18 protein-coding genes and 3 tRNA genes are annotated in these 19,521 nt (G+C 64.2%); 6 read left to right on the top strand and 15 right to left on the bottom strand.

Going from position 1 to position 19,521, the window contains the following annotated elements; genetic code table 11:
• The 6 genes from JAB8_RS05750 to JAB8_RS05725 all read left to right on the top strand — a co-directional run bounded on the left by JAB8_RS05750 (position 1) and on the right by JAB8_RS05725 (position 2,862).
• A tRNA-Asp gene (locus JAB8_RS05750) sits at positions 1 to 77 on the top strand.
• Between the two features lie 217 nt (positions 78 to 294).
• Positions 295 to 370, top strand: a tRNA-Val gene (locus tag JAB8_RS05745).
• Between the two features lie 57 nt (positions 371 to 427).
• Positions 428 to 504: transfer RNA gene (locus tag JAB8_RS05740), tRNA-Asp, on the top strand.
• Between the two features lie 162 nt (positions 505 to 666).
• Positions 667 to 1,764, top strand: coding sequence for a hypothetical protein (locus tag JAB8_RS05735; protein ID WP_254679458.1), 1,098 nt, complete (start codon positions 667 to 669; stop codon positions 1,762 to 1,764).
• Positions 1,755 to 2,381 carry an ATP-binding cassette domain-containing protein gene (locus JAB8_RS05730; protein ID WP_070288839.1) on the top strand — a complete coding sequence of 209 codons (627 nt, stop codon included), beginning with the start codon at positions 1,755 to 1,757 and terminating at the stop codon, positions 2,379 to 2,381. Before JAB8_RS05735 ends, JAB8_RS05730 begins: the two co-directional genes overlap by 10 nt.
• A 133-nt stretch (positions 2,382 to 2,514) precedes the next feature.
• Entirely contained in the window at positions 2,515 to 2,862 is a 348-nt protein-coding gene (locus JAB8_RS05725) for a CzcE family metal-binding protein (protein WP_070288838.1), read from the top strand.
• 68 nt (positions 2,863 to 2,930) lie between these two features.
• Here the strand turns inward: JAB8_RS05725 and ahpF are convergent, their stop codons facing one another.
• The 15 genes from ahpF to JAB8_RS05650 form a co-directional block, all read right to left on the bottom strand.
• Positions 2,931 to 4,526, bottom strand: a complete 1,596-nt coding sequence (gene ahpF / locus JAB8_RS05720) for an alkyl hydroperoxide reductase subunit F (protein ID WP_070288837.1) — start codon at positions 4,524 to 4,526, stop codon at positions 2,931 to 2,933.
• A 98-nt stretch (positions 4,527 to 4,624) separates the two neighbouring features.
• Positions 4,625 to 5,188 carry an alkyl hydroperoxide reductase subunit C gene (gene ahpC, locus JAB8_RS05715; protein ID WP_070219447.1) on the bottom strand — a complete coding sequence of 188 codons (564 nt, stop codon included), beginning with the start codon at positions 5,186 to 5,188 and terminating at the stop codon, positions 4,625 to 4,627.
• A gap of 194 nt (positions 5,189 to 5,382) precedes the next feature.
• Positions 5,383 to 5,781 (bottom strand): DUF3597 domain-containing protein, encoded by a 399-nt coding sequence (locus tag JAB8_RS05710; RefSeq protein WP_070219448.1) that lies wholly within the window; start codon positions 5,779 to 5,781, stop codon positions 5,383 to 5,385.
• 168 nt (positions 5,782 to 5,949) lie between these two features.
• On the bottom strand, positions 5,950 to 8,793 hold the full coding sequence (locus JAB8_RS05705) for an EAL domain-containing protein (RefSeq protein WP_070288836.1): 2,844 nt from the start codon (positions 8,791 to 8,793) through the stop codon (positions 5,950 to 5,952).
• Positions 8,794 to 8,927: 134 nt separating this feature from the next.
• Entirely contained in the window at positions 8,928 to 9,320 is a 393-nt protein-coding gene (gene rbsD / locus JAB8_RS05700) for a D-ribose pyranase (protein WP_070288835.1), read from the bottom strand.
• A 13-nt stretch (positions 9,321 to 9,333) separates the two neighbouring features.
• Entirely contained in the window at positions 9,334 to 10,248 is a 915-nt protein-coding gene (gene rbsK, locus JAB8_RS05695) for a ribokinase (protein ID WP_070288834.1), read from the bottom strand.
• The gene (locus tag JAB8_RS05690; protein ID WP_070288833.1) at positions 10,245 to 11,303 is read right to left on the bottom strand and encodes a LacI family DNA-binding transcriptional regulator; all 1,059 of its coding nucleotides are present in this window, start codon (positions 11,301 to 11,303) and stop codon (positions 10,245 to 10,247) included. The genes rbsK and JAB8_RS05690 overlap by 4 nt, the downstream gene beginning before the upstream one ends.
• A gap of 9 nt (positions 11,304 to 11,312) precedes the next feature.
• Positions 11,313 to 12,284: an ABC transporter permease gene (locus JAB8_RS05685; protein ID WP_070219453.1), complete on the bottom strand. Its 972-nt coding sequence runs from the start codon at positions 12,282 to 12,284 to the stop codon at positions 11,313 to 11,315.
• 18 nt (positions 12,285 to 12,302) lie between these two features.
• Positions 12,303 to 13,856, bottom strand: a complete 1,554-nt coding sequence (locus JAB8_RS05680; protein WP_070288832.1) for a sugar ABC transporter ATP-binding protein — start codon at positions 13,854 to 13,856, stop codon at positions 12,303 to 12,305.
• A gap of 86 nt (positions 13,857 to 13,942) precedes the next feature.
• A complete protein-coding gene (locus JAB8_RS05675; protein WP_227742192.1) occupies positions 13,943 to 14,878 on the bottom strand; it encodes a sugar ABC transporter substrate-binding protein in 936 nt (311 codons plus the stop codon).
• 232 nt (positions 14,879 to 15,110) lie between these two features.
• The gene (locus JAB8_RS05670) at positions 15,111 to 15,992 is read right to left on the bottom strand and encodes an EamA family transporter (protein WP_070288831.1); all 882 of its coding nucleotides are present in this window, start codon (positions 15,990 to 15,992) and stop codon (positions 15,111 to 15,113) included.
• Positions 15,993 to 16,152: 160 nt separating this feature from the next.
• Positions 16,153 to 17,247: a zinc ribbon domain-containing protein gene (locus JAB8_RS05665; RefSeq protein ID WP_070288830.1), complete on the bottom strand. Its 1,095-nt coding sequence runs from the start codon at positions 17,245 to 17,247 to the stop codon at positions 16,153 to 16,155.
• A gap of 8 nt (positions 17,248 to 17,255) precedes the next feature.
• The gene (locus tag JAB8_RS05660) at positions 17,256 to 18,362 is read right to left on the bottom strand and encodes a zinc ribbon domain-containing protein (protein ID WP_070288829.1); all 1,107 of its coding nucleotides are present in this window, start codon (positions 18,360 to 18,362) and stop codon (positions 17,256 to 17,258) included.
• Between the two features lie 67 nt (positions 18,363 to 18,429).
• Complete coding sequence (locus JAB8_RS05655; protein WP_070219459.1) at positions 18,430 to 19,155, bottom strand: hypothetical protein; 726 nt, start codon at positions 19,153 to 19,155, stop codon at positions 18,430 to 18,432.
• Positions 19,156 to 19,203: 48 nt separating this feature from the next.
• Positions 19,204 to 19,521 (bottom strand): hypothetical protein (locus JAB8_RS05650; RefSeq protein WP_217494201.1); only part of this gene is annotated, 318 nt, incomplete at its 5' end.

Here is a 19,521-nt window from a genome sequence, read left to right as displayed (position 1 = left end):
GGAGTGGTAGTTCAGTTGGTTAGAATACCGGCCTGTCACGTCGGGGGTCGCGGGTTCGAGTCCCGTCCGCTCCGCCAATAAAAGAAAAGCCCTTTGGTTCCTGGAACCGAAGGGCTTTTCCCATTTCAGAAGCCAAAAACACGTCATTACCCGCTCCCCTGAACATTTTTGCGCTTTTCAGCAAAAAAACTGCCATTCCCCCTCAAGAATAGTTGCACAAGGGCGAAAGCGCCCCCTATAATAGTGCCTCTTCCAGACGTGGTGACAAACGTCGGGATAGTTTTCTGGGTATGCGGGTGCTTAGCTCAGTTGGTAGAGCGGCGCCCTTACAAGGCGTAGGTCGGGAGTTCGAGCCTCTCAGCACCCACCACCAATACAGAAAATTATCCAGTGCTTCATGGATCAGCAACACAGATCATACGAGCTTGGAGTGGTAGTTCAGTTGGTTAGAATACCGGCCTGTCACGTCGGGGGTCGCGGGTTCGAGTCCCGTCCGCTCCGCCAATAAAAGAAAAGCCCTTTGGTTCCTGGAACCGAAGGGCTTTTCCCATTGTGGGGTCAGACCCACAACACCACCAACGTCAACCCCAAAGCTAACTTGCCCGGGGGTCTGACCCCGGCTGTTAGAATCAGCGCTACCCTGACTCCGCCCCTGCCCGCATGCGCTTGCCCCGTAGTACTCCTCCCTATATCGCCCTGCGGCTGCGCCTGGCCCATCATGCTTTGCTGCAATTTGCCGCCAGCCTGACGAGTTCCATGGAAATCTTCTTTTTCCTGGCCGGTCCCGTCCTGCTGGGCCTGCTCAGCGTCATCGCCCTGCCCGGCTTTCTCGCCGTGAGCCAGCCCTGGCCCGCCGCACTGAGTATCATCGTCACGCAGACGGTCCTCACTTGCCTGCCCGCCTGGCTGCTGCGCAAACGGCTGCTGCCGGCAAGTACCGCCGTCTGGCTGCGCCAGCTCCCCTTGCCGCCGCGCCTGCGCTGGCAAGCCGATATCGCCGTCGCCGGCCTGCTGATGCTGCCGCTGGGCCTTGCGTATGCCGTCTCGGCCGGCATCTGGCTGCTGCAGTCGCCGCCGTGGCTGCGCCCCATTGCGGCGGCCGGCATTGCCGCCACCGCCGGTGCCTGGCTGCTGGCCTGGCTGCTGACGACGCTCATCGTGGCGCAACGCCTGCGCGCGCCGCGCCCCGCACAAAGGGCGCGCCCGCCCACGATGACGGCCTATGTGCCGCAACGGCCCCGCTGGCCTATCCTGTTCCTGTGGCGCCAGCTGTTCTGGCTGCCGTTCTGGCGCAATGAGAATGTGATCGGCCTGCAGCAAAGCGTCTTGCTGGCCACGGCGGGCGCCAGCATGCTGGCCTGGCTGCTGCGCGCGCCCCTGCTGCCCGCGCCGCTGCTCGGTTTGCTGGCCAGCGCCAGCCTGGTCATTGTGACGGACCGGGGCGACAAGGCCGTGCGCGAGCAGATCGCCGTGCTGCGCCCAGCGCTGAACGCCTGGCCGCTGGCCAGCGCGCCCTTGCTGCGCCTGGCCTGCGCGGCCAGCCTGCTGCCCGCCTTCGCCGTGCTGCTGGCCGGTGCTGTCTTGCTGTACGCCACCGATCCCGCCGCCTTGCAACAGCGCGTCACCAGCGTGTATGCCCTCACCGCCAGTGTCGCCCTGCTGGCCATCGTCGGCCTGCCCCGCCTGACGGCGCGCGGCAGGGTCGCCCTCGTCGTCCTGTCCATCCTTGCCTTGAGCGCCATCGGAAGCGAATTATGGAATTGAACCTGCCTTCTTCCGTGCTGTATATCGAGCACCTCGATTTTCACTTCCCCACGCACAGCGTGTTCCAGGGGTTCAACCGGCAATTCGGCCCCGGCGTCACCTGGCTGCGCGGCGCGAACGGCGCCGGCAAGACGACCTTGCTGAAGCTGGCGGGCGGCGCCCTGCTGCCCGCGCGCGGCGCCATCCGCCTGAACGAAATCGACAGCGGCTTCATGCCGCTGGCCTACCGCGCCCAGGCCTTCTATTGCGGCGGCGATGCGCCCGCCCTGCCCTGGCTGCAAGTGCACGAGTTTCTCGACCTGCACCTGGCCCTGTACCCGGGCAGCGACCAGGCCCTGCTGAACGACGAACTGAGCGCATTTTCCCTGCTGCAGACCTTACAGCAAAGCATCACCGCCCTGTCCCTGGGCCAGCATAAAAAACTGCAGCTGGCCCTGGCACTGGCCTTGCCCGTGCGCCTGCTGCTGATCGATGAGCCGTTCAATGGCCTCGACGCGGCCGCCATGGCGTACTTGCGCCAGCGACTGGCCGACCCGGCCCGCCTGGCGCGCCAGTGCATCGTGCTGACCAGCCATCTGGCGCCGGACGTGCCGCTGGCGGCGACGGTGGAAATATAGACAGGAAATACAGCTTTTCAGATCGGCAAGAACCGCTTAGGATGCCGTGTTGCAAAAACCGGCGATCCCGGTGCAGCCACGACAACAACACGGCACGGTTATTCACCGCGCCCGGCTTATTCTTGGAGAAATCATGTTGAACATCCACCGCAGCGCCCTGGCCATCCTGTGCGCCGCTATCACCACCTGCACCACTTCGGCCCTCGCCGCCGGCCCCACGGGCACGGCCGCCGACTATGGCAGCAGCGCGCCCCACGCCGCCGCCCAGCGCAGCATCGAACTGCAGCCCGACACGCGCCACATCAACGTCACGCGCGGCGAAACCGTCACCATCGCGCGCGCCGGCCAGCGTTTTACGTGGCACGTGCAAACTTTTAACCATCAAACGACATTCGCCCTGGCCGAGATCGCGCCGAAAGACATGCCCGTCGATGGCGTGCAGGTGTATGTCGCCGCCAACCCGCTGTACACAGGCAGCTAAGTTTCCTCTACGCATAAAAAAACCGGAAGGGCCTCGCGGCCTTTCCGGTTTTTTTTCAGCGTGAAGAGTTACGCCGTCAGCGCTTCTTTCGCGGCGGACTCGTCGACCACTTCCTCGTCATCCGAGCGGATCAGGTGGTCAAAGGCGGACAGGGCTGCCTTGGCGCCTTCGCCGGTGGCGATGATGATCTGCTTGTACGGCACCGTGGTGACGTCGCCGGCCGCGAACACACCGGGGATCGAGGTCTGGCCGCGGGCATCGACTTCGATTTCGCCGTGGCGCGACAGCGCGACCGTGCCTTTGAGCCACTCCGTGTTCGGCACCAGGCCGATCTGCACGAAGACGCCTTCCAGCTCGACCTTGTTCGACGTACCGCTGATACGGTCCGTGTAGCTGAGGCCATTGACGATCTTGCCGTCGCCGTGGATTTCGGTGGTTTGCGCCGAGGTGATCACGGTCACGTTGGGCAGGCTGTGCAGCTTGCGCTGGAGCACCGCATCGGCGCGCAGTTCTGCGCCGAACTCGATCAGGGTCACGTGTTTCACGAGGCCGGCCAGGTCGATCGCCGCTTCCACGCCCGAGTTGCCGCCGCCGATCACGGCCACGCGCTTGCCCTTGAACAAGGGACCATCGCAGTGCGGGCAGTAGGCGACACCGTGGTTGCGGTATTCCTTCTCGCCCGGCACGTTGATTTCGCGCCAGCGGGCACCGGTGGCCAGGATGACGGTCTTGGCTTTCAGCACGGCGCCATTCGCCGTTTCAATCTCGATCAGCTTGCCTGGAGTCAATTTCGCGGCGCGCTGCGTGTTCATGATGTCGACGTCGTATTCCTTGACGTGCTGTTCCAGCGCCACGGCGAACTTCGGACCATCGGTTTCCTTGACGGAAATAAAGTTTTCGATCGCCAGGGTATCGAGCACCTGGCCGCCGAAACGCTCGGCCAGCACGCCCGTGTTGATGCCCTTGCGGGCAGCGTAGATCGCCGCTGCCGCGCCGGCGGGGCCGCCGCCGACGATCAGCACGTCAAACACGTCTTTCTTGCTCAACGCTGCCGCCTGGCGGGCGCCGGCATTGGTGTCGAGCTTGGCGAGGATTTCCTCGACATTCGTGCGTCCCTGGCCGAAATGCTGGCCATTGAGGAACATCATCGGCACGGCCATGATCTGGCGTTCTTCCACTTCTTGCGGGAACACGCCGCCATCGATGGTGGTGACCTTGATGCGCGGGTTGATCACGGCCATGGCATTCAAGGCCTGCACCACTTCCGGGCAGTTATGGCAGGAGAGCGAAATAAACGTTTCAAACTCGTAATCGCCGTCGAGGTTGCGGATCTGCTCGATCACGGCGTCGTCGAACTTGATGGTGTGGCCGCCCACTTGCAGCAGCGCCAGCACCAGCGAGGTAAATTCGTGGCCCAGCGGCACACCGGCGAAACGCACGCCGATGTCGGAGCCGGTACGGTTGATGCTGAACGACGGGGTCCGTACGCCAGCGTCAAGGCGCTCGACCAGCGTGATCTTGTCGCTCAACAGGACTATTTCCTGGAGCAATTCCTTCATCTCGCGGGCTTTTGCGCTGTCATCGAGAGAAGCGACCAGCTCAAGCGGATACACCACTTTTTCCAGGTAGGATTTCAGTTGGGTTTTGAGGGTTGCATCTAACATGATTTTTTCTTCCTTTACAAATATTTAGGCGAATGCCGGGCCGGACGCCCGGTCCGGCATCGCGGTAACTACTTGTTTGCTACGTCGTGCATCGAGACTTAGATCTTGCCGACCAGGTCCAGCGATGGGGTCAGCGTTGCGGCGCCTTCCGTCCATTTTGCCGGGCACACTTCGCCTGGGTGGTTCGCCACGTACTGGGCGGCTTTAACTTTGCGCAACAGTTCCGATGCGTCACGGCCGATGCCGTTGTCATGCACTTCCAGCACTTTGATGAAGCCGTCCGGATTGATGACGAAGGTGCCGCGCAGTGCCAGGCCTTCTTCTTCGATCATGACTTCGAAGTTGCGCGACAGGGCGCCGGTCGGGTCGCCGATCAGTGCGTATTGCACTTTCTTGATGGCGTCCGAAGTGTCGTGCCAGGCTTTGTGCGCGAAGTGGGTATCGGTCGAGATGCCGTAGACATCGACGCCCAGCTTCTGGAACTCGGCGTGGTGATCGGCCAGATCTTCCAGTTCGGTTGGGCAAACGAAGGTGAAGTCGGCTGGGTAGAAGACGAATACCGACCACTTGCCTTTCAGCGACGCTTCCGTCAGGTCGACGAATTTGCCATTGTGGTATGCGGTTGCCTTGAATGGTTTAACTTGGGTATTGATCAGCGACATGTCATTTCCTCTCGTGTGGTGAATCAGTAAGACTCTAGTGTAAGGGGTTTTAACCCATATTCAAAATTGATTGTCACAATAGTTTCAATTGGTTTTAGCTATCATGACGCCATGGGAACTCCATGATAGGCAGTTCCCACGGGATTGGATAGCGGTGACAGTGGATACCCCTGCCGCCGCCAGGTGTTTCATTCCTAGTTCTTTAACTCTTCCGGTACCTTGCCGCCGTTTTCCGCCAGCTTGATCATCACCTGGCGGTGCAGCCAGATATTCATGCTGGCCGAATCGTTGGTGTCGCCTGTGAAATGCAGCTCTTGCGCCAGTTCCTTGCGCGCGGCCAGGCTGCTGTCGAGTTGAAGCAGTTTCATCAGGTCGACGATGGACGTGCGCCAATTGAGTTTTTCCGCGTTCTTGCTGGCCAGGTCGACCAGCACCACTTCCACGTCGACGACCGGCACGGCGGCGGCCGGTGCAGGCGCTGCCGCCGGTGCGGCTGCCGCTGGCGCTTCGGTAGCGGCGGCTGGCGTGGCTGCCGGGGCAGCGTCGGATGAATGGTGGAAGATTTTGTTATAGATATTGCTGAAAATGCCCATGAGGTCACCTCGAGTTGAGTGAATGGAAGAAGGTTTGCCTGCGCACCAGGTCCAGGACCCGTGACAGCAATGCCGGGCGCAGGCGCCAGCCCGTCGAGTATAAGCCCGTTCGGGCCGGGAGCCCCGTCCCGCAGGCTTGCGTGAAATCTGGTGGCGGACGCGCCCGTTTCAAGGATGCAAAGGCCGCCGGGCGTGCAGCAGCGCGTCGAACGCGTCGATGGCCAGCGGCGGCGCAAACAGCTCGCCTTGCGCAAAATCGCAACCGATGTCCAGCAGCCGTGCGCGCTGCTCTTCGGTCTCCACCCCTTCGGCGATGACTTGCAAACCCAGCTTGTGGGCCATGGTGACGATGGCTTCGCACAGCACCAGTTCGCTGGCGCCGGGCGCCAGCTTGCGCACCAGCACGCCGTCGAGCTTCAGGTAATCGATGCCGCACTGCTGCAATTGCGTCAGCGAGGCATGGCCGCTGCCGAAGTCGTCGAGGGCGATCTGCAAGCCCGCCTCGCGCAAGTGCTGCAGGCGTGGCGCCATGCTATTGCCGCTAGGTAAAAGCACATCTTCGCGCATGTCGAGCACGATGGCCGAAGGCGGCACATCGAGCGCCAGCAGCTGGCGCAGCCAGGTGCCGGGCGCCTCGACTTCGCGCTGCAATTCCAGCGACGACTGGTTCAGGCACAGCTGCAGCCCCGGCAAGCCGATGGCCTGGCCCTGGGCACGCCAGCGCCGCAGCTGCGCGGCCGCCGTGCGCAGCACCCAGTCGCCGATCTCCACAATCAAGCCGCTGCTCTCGGCCAGCGCCAGGAAATCGGGCGGGCACACGACGCCCCGCTGCGGATGGTGCCAGCGCAGCAAGGCTTCCGCTTTGGCCAGTTTGCCGCTACGCAGCTCGACGATGGGCTGGTAATGCAGCTGCATCTGCTGTTCGTGCAGGGCCGCGCGCAAGTCCGCCCCCATGCGCATGCGGTTGACGGCCGCCACCTGCATGGCCGGCGTGAAATAACTGTAGCGGTTGCGCCCCGCGCCTTTCGACACATACATGGCCTGGTCCGCATGCTTGAGCAAGTCCTCGATCGTGCCCGCGTCGTCCGGATACAGGGTGATGCCGATCGAGGCCGAGACGAAGGCCTGCTCTTGCCCCAGCAGGAGTGGTGCCAGCAAGCCGTCGAGGATTTGCCGCGCGATACGGTCGACTTGCTGCAGGTCGTCGAGGTCGGACAGGATCACCGTGAATTCATCGCCGCCCAGGCGCGCCACCGTATCCGTCTCGCGCACGCCCACGCGGATGCGCCGCGCCGCTTCGATCAGCAAGATATCGCCCTGGTGGTGGCCGAGGGTGTCGTTGACTTCCTTGAAATGGTCGAGATCGATAAACAGGATGGCCACGCGGCTTGCGTCGCGCCGGCCCTGGGCCAGCGCCAGGCGCAGGCGCTCGTGGAACATGCGGCGGTTCGGCAATTGCGTCAAGGTATCGAAATTGGCTTGCTGCCAGATCAGCGCTTCCGTTTGCCGCTTGTCCGTCACGTCTTCCAGCATGCACAGGTGGTGCGGGCCGCCATGGCGCGCCGTGGCGATGGCCGTTACCGAAGCGTCGACCCACACCACGCCGCCATCGGGACGCACGATGCGCTTGGCGTGGCGAAAACCCTGCATGCGCCGCGCCAGCAGCTGCGCCACGTGCGCCTGCTCGCCCGCCACGTCGTCGGGATGGCTGATTTCCATCCAGCTCGTCTGCTTCATGTGCTCCAGCGTGCGCCCGGCGATGGCCAGATAGCGCGGATTGATATCCAGAAACTGTCCGCTCACGGTATCGATCAGGGCGATGCCCATGGGCGCCTGCTCGAACATGGTGCGAAAGCGCAATTCCCCTTGCCGGATGGTGTCCTCGGTGCGGCGGCGCTCGCGCGCCAGATTGCTGAAATGAAAGGCGGCCGACACGGCCAACAGGCTGCCCGCCACGCCCAGCGACAGGTACAGCCAGCCGAGGTCCGCGCCTGGCACGGGGCGATACAAAAAACCCTGGTAGGCGCGGCTGTCCGTGGCATTGCGCGGCAGCACGCCCATGGCGGCATACGTATCGGCGATATGCTGCCAGCGCTGGGGATTCATGTAGCCCGGCTCCACCAGCGTAGGCTGCAGCAGCAGCTCCATCTGCTGCGCCTCGTACAGCAAGTGCGCGCGGTCATGGCGCTGGCTGTATTTGAGATGGATCAATTGCGCCATTTCCTCGCGGTGCGCCATCGCGTATTGCCAGCCGCGCAAACTGGCCGCGCGGAACGCTTTTACGCGCTCGGGATGGCGGCGCAGTTCGCGCTCGCTGGTAAACAGGTTGTCGCCGTAGAAATCGATGCCGGCCGTGCGCGGCGTAAACTGGTAATAGGGAAATCCCGCCCGGTCCAGATAGTCCGGTTCGTTGGTGGAATACGCGGCAATCGCATCGACTTTGCCCTCGATCAAATCCTCGACCCGGTAGCTGGGCGGCAAGTGGCGCATCTGCTGCGGCGCGACGCCCATTTTCCGCAGGAATAGCGACACTTCATCGGATGCAGACGCCACGTCGGTGGGCGCGCCTATCATCACAGGCGCCCCCGCCAGCTTGCGCACGTCGGGCGCGCCGCCTTGCTGGCGCATCAGCAGCACGCTGGGCGAATGCTGGAACACCACGGCCAGCACCACCACGGGTTTACCGGCCAGGCGGCTGAGCAACAAGGTGCTGTTGCCCACGCCATATTCGGCCTGGCCCGCCAGCACGGCCGCCTCGGCGCGCGGCGCGCCGCTGCCTTCGAGCAGCGTCACGTCGAGGCCCGCCTCGCGGTAATAGCCCTGCTCGATGGCCGCGTAATAGCCGGCGAACTGGAACTGGTGCGTGAAATTGAGCTGCAGGGAGACGGGCTCCAGAGCCCGGGCTTGTGTGGCCAGGCACAGCAGCAGGAAGAACAGGCCGCGCCAGCCGCGCGCCAGCCTGCCGGCGAGCGGCAAGACAAAGCGGAAAGCATCGAGGGCTTTCATCGGCATGGCGGAACACCACAGGAAGCTGCCGAGCTGGCAGGGGTAAGGCTATTGTAGCCGCCCCTTTTGCCATTGGATAATTATTTCAGTGAGAACAATAGCGTTGATGTTTTTGGCAAACAATTGCGCATTTGTTTGCGCTAGAACACGACGCCGGCGACCAAAATGATGTTGGCATACGGACTGCACTCGCCCGTGCGCACGATGGCGCGCGCGCCCTTGCTCAATTGCTTGAACTCTTCGTGCGTCACCTGGCGCGCATCGGGCAGGGACAAGGCCGCCACTTGGGCCGCCATGGCCGGATTATGCTGCGGCAGTTCGCTGGCGAGCAAATGGTATTCCACCTGCATTTCAGTCAATACCGTATTGACGGTATCGATGAAGCCGGGAATGCCGCGCGTCAGGGCCAGGTCGATCAGGGGCACGCCCGGCTGCGACGGCAAGCCCGCGTCGCCGATGACGACCATATCGCCATGACCGAGCGACGCGATCATTTGCGACAGCGCAATATTGAGCAACGGTGATTTTTTCATGGGCGTGGTGTCGTTAGAACAGCTCGTGCAAGTGGGGGATCGAGGTTTGCGCGCCGGGCTTGGTGACGCTCCAGGCGGCCGCGCGCTGGCCTTGTTGAATCGCTTCCGCCTCGTCCATGCCGGACGCCAGGCCCGCCACAAAGCCGCCGATGAAGGTGTCGCCGGCGGCCGTCGTGTCGACCGCTTGCACCACTTCGGCCGGAAAGGTGAAATCGCCGCCATACAGGGCCGCATGCACGCCCTTGGAACCCAAGGTGATGATGACGTTGTCGCTGCCCAGCTTTTGCAGCGCGGCCGCCAGCGCCTTGGCATCGGCACCTTCCGGGCTGACGCCGGCCAGCATGGCCGCTTCGATTTCATTCGGAATCAGGTAGTCAACCAGTTCCAGCACGCCTTGCGGCAAGCTGGCCGCCGGGGCCGGGGCCGGGTTCAGCACCACGGTCTTGCCCAAGGAGCGGGCCAGTTTAATCGCGTGCACGACGGTGTCCATCGGCGTTTCCAGCTGCAGCACGACGATGTCCGCCTGCTCGATCAGCTCTTTCGCCGCGTCGATATGCGCGGGGCTGAGCAGATCGTTGGCGCCGCCGGCGATCACGATGCTGTTCTGGCCGTTGTCGTCGACGAGGATCGAGGCGATGCCGGACGCCACGCCCGGCAAGGTGCTGATATGGCTGTCGATGATGCCGTCGCCCACCAGCGCCGCGCGCAGGGTCGCGCCGAAGGCGTCGTCGCCCACGCAGCCGATCATGGCCACTTGCTGGGCGCCCGCCACCTTGCCGCTCAGGCGCGCGCAGGCCACGGCCTGGTTGGCGCCCTTGCCGCCAGGAATAGTTCTAAACGCGCCGCCCGTCAGGGTTTCGCCGGGCAGGGGCATGCGCGGCACGCGCAAGACCAGGTCCATATTGATGCTGCCGATAACCACGATCATGATGTCATTCCCATCAGTTCAGTTGCAGGAGAAGAAGTAGGTACTGCAGAAGGTACGGTGGCGGCCACGCTGGAGCCGCGCACGTGCAGCTCGGGTGCGATGCTGCGCTGCTGGCGCGGCAAGGCGGGGTCGGCGATGCGCGCCAGCAGGCACGCGGCCGTGATGCGGCCCAGCTCGCGCGTGTTCTGCGCCACGCTGGTCAAGGCCGGATGCACGAAGCTGGCCAGGTCGATATCGTCGAAGCCGACGACGGCCAGTTCGCCCGGCACGGCGATGCCCCGCTCGGCGGCGGCGCGCAGGGCGCCAAAAGCCATCAAGTCATTGCAGCAGAACAAGGCGTCGGGTCGCTGGCCCTGGGGCAGCGCCAGCAAGTCCAGCGCGGCCGCATAGCCGCCCGCGCTCGTAAAATCGCCATGCACGCACAGGGCATCGGCCAGGACAACGCCCGCGTCCGCCATGGCGCCGCGCGCGCCGGCGATGCGCTCGTTGGAAATGCTCACTTCGCGGGGACCGGCGATGCAGGCAAGGCGCCGGCGCCCCAGCCCCAGCAAATGGCGCGCGGCCAAGGATCCCCCGGCGCGGTTGTCGACGGCCACCGCATCGATGGCCAGGTCGCTGGGCGCGCGGTCGAGCAGCACGGCCGGCACCTTCATCTTGCGCAGCAGTTCGCCATCGCTGTCGGCCAGCGCGGACAGAATCAGGCCGTCGCAACGCTTGGTCAGCAGCACGTTCAGGTAGTCGCGCTGCTTGGCGGGATCGTCATCGGAATTGCACAAGATGACGCTGTAGCCGGCCGCGTAGCAGCTGTCCTCGATGCCGCGCGCCACTTCCGAGAAATACGGGTTCGTATTGTTCGGAATGATCAGGCCGATGGTGCCCGTGCTGCGGCTGCGCAAGGAGCGCGCCAGCGCGCTGGGCACGTAATGCAGTGCCTCCGCCGCCGCCAGCACGGCGCGGCGCGCCTCGTCGCTGACGGGGCGGGTATTGTTGAGGACGTGCGAGACGGTGGTAAACGACACCCCCGCCGCCTGCGCCACTTGCTTGATGGTTGCCATGGGCCAGTATTATGAACGCTCGCCGCGGCGGCGGTAAGTGTCGAGCACGACGGCGGCGACGATCACCAGGCCCGTGACGATGCGTTTCACGGGTTCCGACACGCCCACCTGCGCCAGGCCCGCTTCCAGCACGGAAATGATCAATACGCCGATAAACGTGCTGATGACGGAACCACGTCCGCCCATCAGGCTCGTGCCGCCGATCACGACGGCGGCGATCACCTGCAATTCCATGCCCACGCCGCCGTTCGGGTCGGCCGCTTCCAGGCGCGACACCTGGAACAGCGCGCCCACGCCGGCAAGAAAGCCCATCAAGGCAAAGACCAGCACTTTCGACGGTTTTGTGTTGATGCCGGACAAACGCACGGCTTCTTCATTCGTGCCGATGCCGATCCAGTGGCGTCCCAGCACCGTGCGCGTGAGCACCAGGTGGCCAATGACGACGATGGCGATCGAGGCGATGAAGGCGGGCGACAGGCCAAACGCAATCGGCGAGCTGATGCCGTCCACGGCGCTGCCGATGTATTCCGTGCGCGAGTTCGTCACTTGATACGCCATGCCGCGCGCCATTTCCAGCACGCCCAAGGACACGATGAACGAGGGGATGCGCCAGCCGACGGAAATGAGGCCCGTCGTCGCGCCGCACAGGGCGGCGACGAACATGCCCAGCAGGGCCGCGCTCCACACGGGCCAGCCCCAGTGCACGACGGCCAAGGACAGCACGGACGCGGCCAGCGCCATCACGGAACCGACCGATAAATCGATGCCGCCGATGATCAGCACGAACGTCATGCCGACCGCCATCACGACCAGGGTCGGGATGTTGTTCGACAGGGTACTCAAGGTAGCCAAAGTAAAAAAGTTTTCGCTGGCAAACGAGAACAGCACGCACATGGCGAGCAAAGCGCCGATCAGGCCCGCATAGTTTTTCAGGTCGGCCAGGCTGCGCTGCAGATACGAAGGAGAGGAGTGGGTGGTCATGGGAATCTTTCCGGCGGATCAGGCCGCAGCTGGAGTGGAGTTGGGGGTCAAATAGCCGGAGAAGGCGGCCGACAGCAGCGCGTCCTGGCTCCAGGCGCCGCGCTCGAAGGTGTCGACGATGCTGCCGGCGCTCATGACGGCGATGCGGTCGCAGATCAGCATCAGTTCGCGCAAGTCGCTCGAGACGATGACGAGGCCCTTGCCCTGGCGCGCCTGTTCGGCCAGCACCTGATAAATATCAAACTTGGCGCCGATATCGATGCCGCGCGTGGGCTCGTCGAACAGCATCACGGGGCAGTCGCGGTACAGCCAGCGGGCGATCACGACCTTTTGCTGGTTGCCGCCGGACAGCTCGGCCACCGTTTGCGCGCTGTTGCGCGAACGGATGCCCAGGCGCTGAATATAGTCGTCGGCCACCGTCGCTTCGGCCGCGTCGTTGAGCCAGCCAGCGCCACTGACCGTGTCGAGCGAGGCGAGGGTCGTGTTGACGGCGATCGACTGGCGCAGCAACAAACCTTGTCCCTTGCGGTCTTCCGTGATCATGGCGATGCCGGCCTGCACGGCCGCCTGCGGCGAGTGCAAGGCGGCAGGGACTTCGCTGTCGCCGAGGAACACGTCACCCGCGTCCGCGCGGTCGGCGCCGAAGATCAAACGCAGCAATTCCGTGCGGCCCGAGCCGATGAGGCCGGCGATGCCGAGGATTTCGCCGGCGCGCAAGTCGAACGATGTCGGGTTGACCACCTTGCCGCGCGCCAAGCCCCGCACGCGCAGCAGCGGCGCCCCTAAGGTGCGGCCGCTCAGGTCGACGGCATCGTCGGCCGAGCGGCCCACCATCAGGCTGACCAGGTCGGCGGCGGAGTGGCCGGCGATATCGTCGTCGCACACGAGCTGGCCATCGCGCAGCACGGCGATGCGGTCGGCCACGCGCTTGAGTTCTTCCAGGCGGTGGGAAATGTAGATGATGCACACGCCGTCGGCCTTCAGGCGTTCGATTTGCAGGAACAGCAATTCCACTTCGCGGTGCGTCAGCATGGCCGTCGGCTCATCTAACACCAGCAAACGGCAGGCGCCAATTAAATTGCGCGCGATTTCGATCATCTGCTGGTGGCCGATACCCAGTTCGCCCACGAGGGTCCACGGATCGAGGCCGCCCAGGCCCACTTTCTCCATCTGTTCGCGCGCGTCGCGTTCGAGACGCGTGCGGTCGATGAAGCCGAAGCGCTGCGGCAGGTTTTTCAGGTACAGGTTTTCCGCGATCGACAGGGTGGGAATCAAATTGAGTTCCTGCATCACCATGCGGATGCCCAGCGCCTCGGCTGCGCCGCGCGAGGCGGGCTGGTAGGGCTTGCCGTCGAGCAGCATCGTGCCCGTGGTCGCTTGCTCCAGGCCACAGATGATCTTCGACAGGGTGCTTTTACCGGCACCGTTCTCTCCCGTCAGCGCCAGTACCTGGCCGGGGGCGAAACGCAGGCCCACGCCGCCCAGCACGGGGCCGACATAGGACTTGCCGATGTTATCCAGGGTCAATAGAGGGATGGCGGCTGATGGCGCCGGGAGGATGTCGGTGGGCATGATAAAACTCCGCGGAAAAAGGCGGCGGGGCCGGCGCCGCAGCCTCAGGCAGAGACGCGGACGCTGGCCCCGGCGGGATCAGACGATCAGGACTTGGCGCCCTTGGCGACCAGTTCGACCTTGGTTTCGATGACGCCACCGAGATCGGCCTGTTTCTTCTTCTGCGCCAGCGCTTTGAGCACGGTGTCGATGCCGAACACGGCTTGCTGCGAACCGAACTGGTCGGCGGTAGCCAGTACGCGGCCATCGGCCAGCATCGGCTTGATGGCGTTGATGTTGTCGTAGCCGACGACGAGCACTTTGCCCGTCTTGCCGGCCGCCTTGATGGCGGACACGGCGCCGATGGCCATGTTGTCGTTACCGCACAGCAAGGCCTTGATATTCGGGTTGGCGTTCAGCATGGCGGCGGCCACCGTATTGGCGGGGGCGATTTCCCACTGGCCCGACTGCACGCTGACGACCTTGGCACCGGCCGCGTTCATGGCGTCCTGGAAGCCCAGGGTGCGCTGCTGCGCGTTATAGGTGGTGGACACGCCCTCGATGATGCCGACGGGGTCGCCCTTCTTGATCTGCTTGGCCAGGAAGTCGCCGACGACCTTGGCGCCCTTGCGGTTGTCCGGGCCGACGAACGGCACGGTGATGCCCTTCTCTTTCAGCGCGCCCTCGTCGAGCTTGTTGTCGATATTGACGACGATGATGCCCGCGTCGATGGCTTTTTTCAGCACCGGCACCAGCGCTTTCGAATCGGCCGGGGCGATCACCAGCGCGTTGACGCGCGAGACGATCATTTGCTCGACCAGCTTGATCTGGCTCGACGTATCCGTTTCATCCTTGATGCCGTTCGACAGCAGGTCGTACTTGGCGGCATTGGCCTTCTGATGCGCCTTGGCGCCATTTTCCATGGTCAGGAAAAATTCATTGGCGAGCGACTTCATCACCAGCGCCACCTTCGGTTTGGCAGGCGTCTGCGCCATGGCCGGCACGGCGGGCAAAGCACATACCAGGACAGCGGCGGCAATCATTTTCAGGCGAATACGGGATGTCATGAGCGTCTCCAGAGTTGTTGGTCAAGCACGTGTACTGCATGCTTTTTAGGAAATTCGTTGCGCGCAAACGTTTGCGCGAAGCGAATAGTGCCTCAATGCCCCATATCAGTGCAAGCAAAACAGTATGTGCGGTGCAGCAAAAAGGGGACGCTCAGAGGGAAACGGGCAGGCCGATGCGATCGGCCTGCCGAGGGGAAATGCGCGGAAGTCAGGCGTTTGTTGCGGGACGGGCGCTGGCCCACTGCACCGCCAGCACGCTGGCCAGTACCAGCAGCAAGCCCAGCATCGACCAGCCCGTCATGGCCTGGCCCAGCAAGGCCCAGCCCAGCACGACGGCCATCAGGGGACTGAGCAGTCCCAGCGAGGAGACGGCCACGGGCGACAGGCGGGCGATGCCGCGAAACCACAAGGCATACGCCAGCAGCGCGCCGGCCAGGCACAGGTAGGCGTAGGCCAGCACTTGCTGCAAGGACAGCGCCGGCAACGGGGCGTCGGCCAGCCAGGCGACGGGCGCCAGCATCAGGCCGCCGAGCAGCAATTGCCAGCCCGTCAGCGCCAGCACGGGCAAGTCCGGCTTCCAGCGCCGCGTCAGGTAAGTGCCGGCCGCCATGCAGGCCGTGCCGCCCAGCGCGGCGGCAATGCCGACGGGTTCCCACACCGTGCGCGGCGACAACAACAAAACGGCCATGCCGGCCACGCCCAGCACGCTGGCAAGCAAGGCCAGGCGGGCCGGACGGCGCCCTTCCACGCCCCAGGCCAGACCCATCACCAGCAGCGGCTGGATGGCGCCCACCACGGCCGCCAGACCGCCGGGCAGGCGGTAGGCGGCCACGAACAGCAGCGCCTGGAACACGCCGATATTGAGCGCCGACAGGATCAGCACGCGGCCCCAGTCGCGCCGCGCGGGCAGGCGCCGCATGATCAGCAGCAACAGCAGGCCGGCCGGCAGCACGCGGATCAGGGCCGCCGTGAAGGGCCGGTCCGGCGGCAGCAGTTCGGACGTGACGATATACGTGGAACCCCAGATCAGGGGCGCCAGCGCCGTGAGCAGAATATCGCCCCAGGCGGGGCGGACAGAAAAGGCGGACATGTACTATCTCGACATCAAGATAAAAAGCCAGTGTGGGCGCGAACTATCTTGATGTCAAGATAAATTGACGGAGGCACCGGCGCCTGGCGGGCGTAAAAAAGCCCGGCAGGGCCGGGCTTCGGGAATGAGGCAAGGCGGCACGCTGCCGCCTGCCCGACGCTTAATCGCGCACGCGCTGCAGCACCGCGACCGGCATGCCGCCGACGGTGAGCGTGGCCACGTTGTTGCTGTTGCTCAGGCTGATCTGCATGGCCATGCCGCCCCCCTCTTCCGAGACGATCGTCACGACATTGCCTTCGGTGGCAAACGTGGCCGTGCTTGCGTTGCCGTTCTCGATAATGCTGTCCTTTGTAAATTCCAGGATTTTGCCCGTCGAGCCCTTCCATTTGCCCACCAGCGGGTGGCCGCCAAAGCGGAACAGGCTTTTCAGCTTGTCCAGCATGCCCGCTTCTTGCGCACCCGAGGCATTGCGCATGGCGCCCGCCATGGCCATGGCGGCCTGGTGCAGTTGCGCACGGTCGGTGACTTGCCATTGCTTGTCGACCAGCGCCAGCGGCAGTTGCACTTCCAGGCCGCCGCCCGGCAAGCGTTGCAGGATCTGCGCGCGGTCCGGCGACTTGACGAGCCATGCCGCCTCATCGCTCAGCGCCAGGGTGGCCGTGGCCATCGCCGTCGGCTGCCCGCCCATCTCGCGCACCTGCTCGTAGCCGCTGACCTTGGCCACTTTCACGCCCTTGGCCACGCACAGCTTGTCGCCGCGCAAGGCGGCCTTGCCCGGCGCGGCCAGCACATAGACGAATTGCGATTGCGCCAGCCAGCCGCCGCTGCTTTGTTCGACGGGCGCGTTGTACAAGCCGCCACGCACGAGGATATCGAGCCATTGTCGAGTGGAACTGTCGTACGACGCCACGCGGATTTCTTCCTTCTGGTACGGCAAGTTGGTGAAGCACAGCAGCTTGTCGCGCGCCGCCTCGTCGGCCGCCAGGTGGGCATCGATGGCGCGGCCAAAACTGCTGGCCGACGCCGCTTCCGGCGCCAGCAGCCACGCCAGGGCGCCGCCGGCCACGATGACCGCCGCCAGCGCGCCGCCGGCGATGACGACGTGTCGCCGCTTCACGCCGGACAGCGCCGGTGTCGCGGCCGGCGCGGGTGCCGGTGATGGGGCTGGCGCGGCATTGACGGCCTTGCCGCACTCGTCGCAAAAGCGCGCGTCGGGCGCGTGGGCGGTGCCGCACTGTTTACAGAATTGCGCCATGGTCTGCCTTACTTGAGTTTATGCGCGCATTCGCCGCAGAACACGTCATCGGACGCGACCGGGGCCTTGCAGCTCGGGCAATGCAGGCTGTCAACCGACGCAGCGGCCGGTGCGGCAGGTGCCGCGGCCTGTTCGGCCAGGGCACGCGCGCGTTCACGCGCTTCTTCGGCTTTCTTCTTGACCGTGGCCAGCCCGTCGTTCAGGCTCGCTTCCGAGGCGCTGAAATCGACATTGCGCGTGGCGTTCAGGTAAATGATGCACACGCCCTTGGTAAAGATCAGGCCGGGCACCACAGCCGCGACCGCCATCAGCAAGCCGCCGCCCAGACCCGCTGCGATGATGTAGCCGGAACCGCCACTCAGACCCGAAGCGAGGGAATACATATTCATCTGGCCGCCCAGGCCCAGGATGCCAGCCGACATGCCGCTGGTCAGCGACACGCCGGTACCGACCACGCCAAAGATCAGCAGCGCCACAAACGTCGTAATCAGGAACAGCAGCACTTCCAGCAGGATCACCGACACCAGCTTGGTGCGCACGATCAGGTTCAGGCGGGCAATGATCTGGAACACGGTGGCGCCCGACCACGCGGCGGGGCCGGCCAGCGGCAGCATCACGTAAAACAGCGCAAACACCAGCACGCCCAGCACAATGGCCGACAACGGGAAGACCAGCGTGTACAGCACGGGACCGAGCACGGGGATCTTGCAGACGAACAAAATGATGGCGATGGCGATCATGGCCGCCAGCACGATCAGAAATTCCAGGAACACGACCGCGATCAGGCGGTGGCTCGTGTACAGCGAAACGAGCACGGCATCCACCAGGCTCAAGCCAGGCTGGCCCTGGGCATCGCGCATCAGCAGGATGCCGACGGCGTTGGAGCCGTAAAACATCACGAGGAAGGCCATCAGGCCGCCCAGGAAGCCCAGCAGCACGCTGCTCATGCTGCCGGCGAGCATCGTCAGTACACCACCGACGAGCACGGCGCCGATAAAGGTCAGGGCCAGCAGGGCAATCGCGCGGAAATTCTTGATGGCGTCGGTCGCTTCGATCAGCGAACCGAGCGCGGAGGAAAAGGGAAGAGGTTTAGATGCTTCTGTGGAAATGGTCATGTCTAGCCTGGATGGGGGTAAATCGGGGAACGGAACGGCCGGCATGGCCGCCCCGTGGCAATCAGTGTCAGTAAGCGCGGGCCAGTTGCAGGTCGGACGCAGGCGCCTGGCGCTGGACGATCTGCAGCTTGACGTCCTGGCCGCCGACGCGCTTGCTATTCAGGTACAGGGCCGTGCGTACCGGGTAAATGCCCTGCGGCACGCCTTCAGGCATGGGAATCGAGAAGCCGCCCTTGTAGGCGCCGCTGCCGTTATTGCTGCTGACCACCTTGCGCACGGTTTTGATCAAGTCACCATTGGGCTTGTACAGGCTCAATTCCTCTTCCACCAGCGGGTTCGGATCGCGCGTGCCGGCCGCCACTTCGATATACGAATTGGTCTGCGCCTTCTGGCCCGGACGCACGGACGATGGCGTAAAACCCGTCTCGTACTTCACCAGGGTCGACTGCTCGGGCAGCTTGCCCTTGTTGGCCACCTTGTAGTCGGCCTGTACCTGCTGCGACGTCTTGACTTGCTGGCTTTGATAATTCAGGGCCACGCAGGCGAGCGCGCCCAGGCTGGCGCCCAGTGCCGCGCCGCGCACGGTATTGTTGCCGCCGCCCAGCAAGCCGCCCACGACGGCGCCGATGCCGGCCAGCATGGCCGTATTGCATTCGCCGCTGCCCGCTTCCGTGCCGGCGGTGGTGGTATTGCCCGTGGCGCCAGGACCGCCTGGCGCGGCGCAACCGGCCAGCATCGAAGACACGACCAGCAGCGCCACCATGGGCTTGGCAATTTGTTTCAAGTTTTTCACGTTATTCTCCGGAAAGATCAAAAATAGGGGGAAGGCAAGCCGCGCGGCTTACTCGATCTGGATTTGCGACAGCGCCTTGTCTTGCGCTTCCTTCGCCTTGCGCTTGATGTCGAGCGCATGGCGGTTGCCCGTGTCCATGCGCAACACGGCATTCGCATTGGCAATGGCGCAGTCGTACTTGCGCTGGCTCATGCAGTGGCTCGCTTCCGACAGGCTGTCCGTGATCACGCTTTCCAGGCCGCTAGTCTGTTTGACAGGCGCCGCTGGCGGTATCACCTTGACCGGTTTGGCCGGCTTTTCAGCGACGGGAGCCGGTTTTTCCACAGCCGGGGCCGGGGCGGGTGCGGGCACCGGCTGTGGAAAAAC

Origin of the sequence: Janthinobacterium sp. HH106 (assembly GCF_001758725.1) — a bacterium.
Lineage (GTDB): Bacteria > Pseudomonadota > Gammaproteobacteria > Burkholderiales > Burkholderiaceae_D > Janthinobacterium.
The sequence above is the reverse complement of the archived record's forward strand: the minus strand, read 5'-3'. Positions and strand labels throughout refer to the sequence as shown.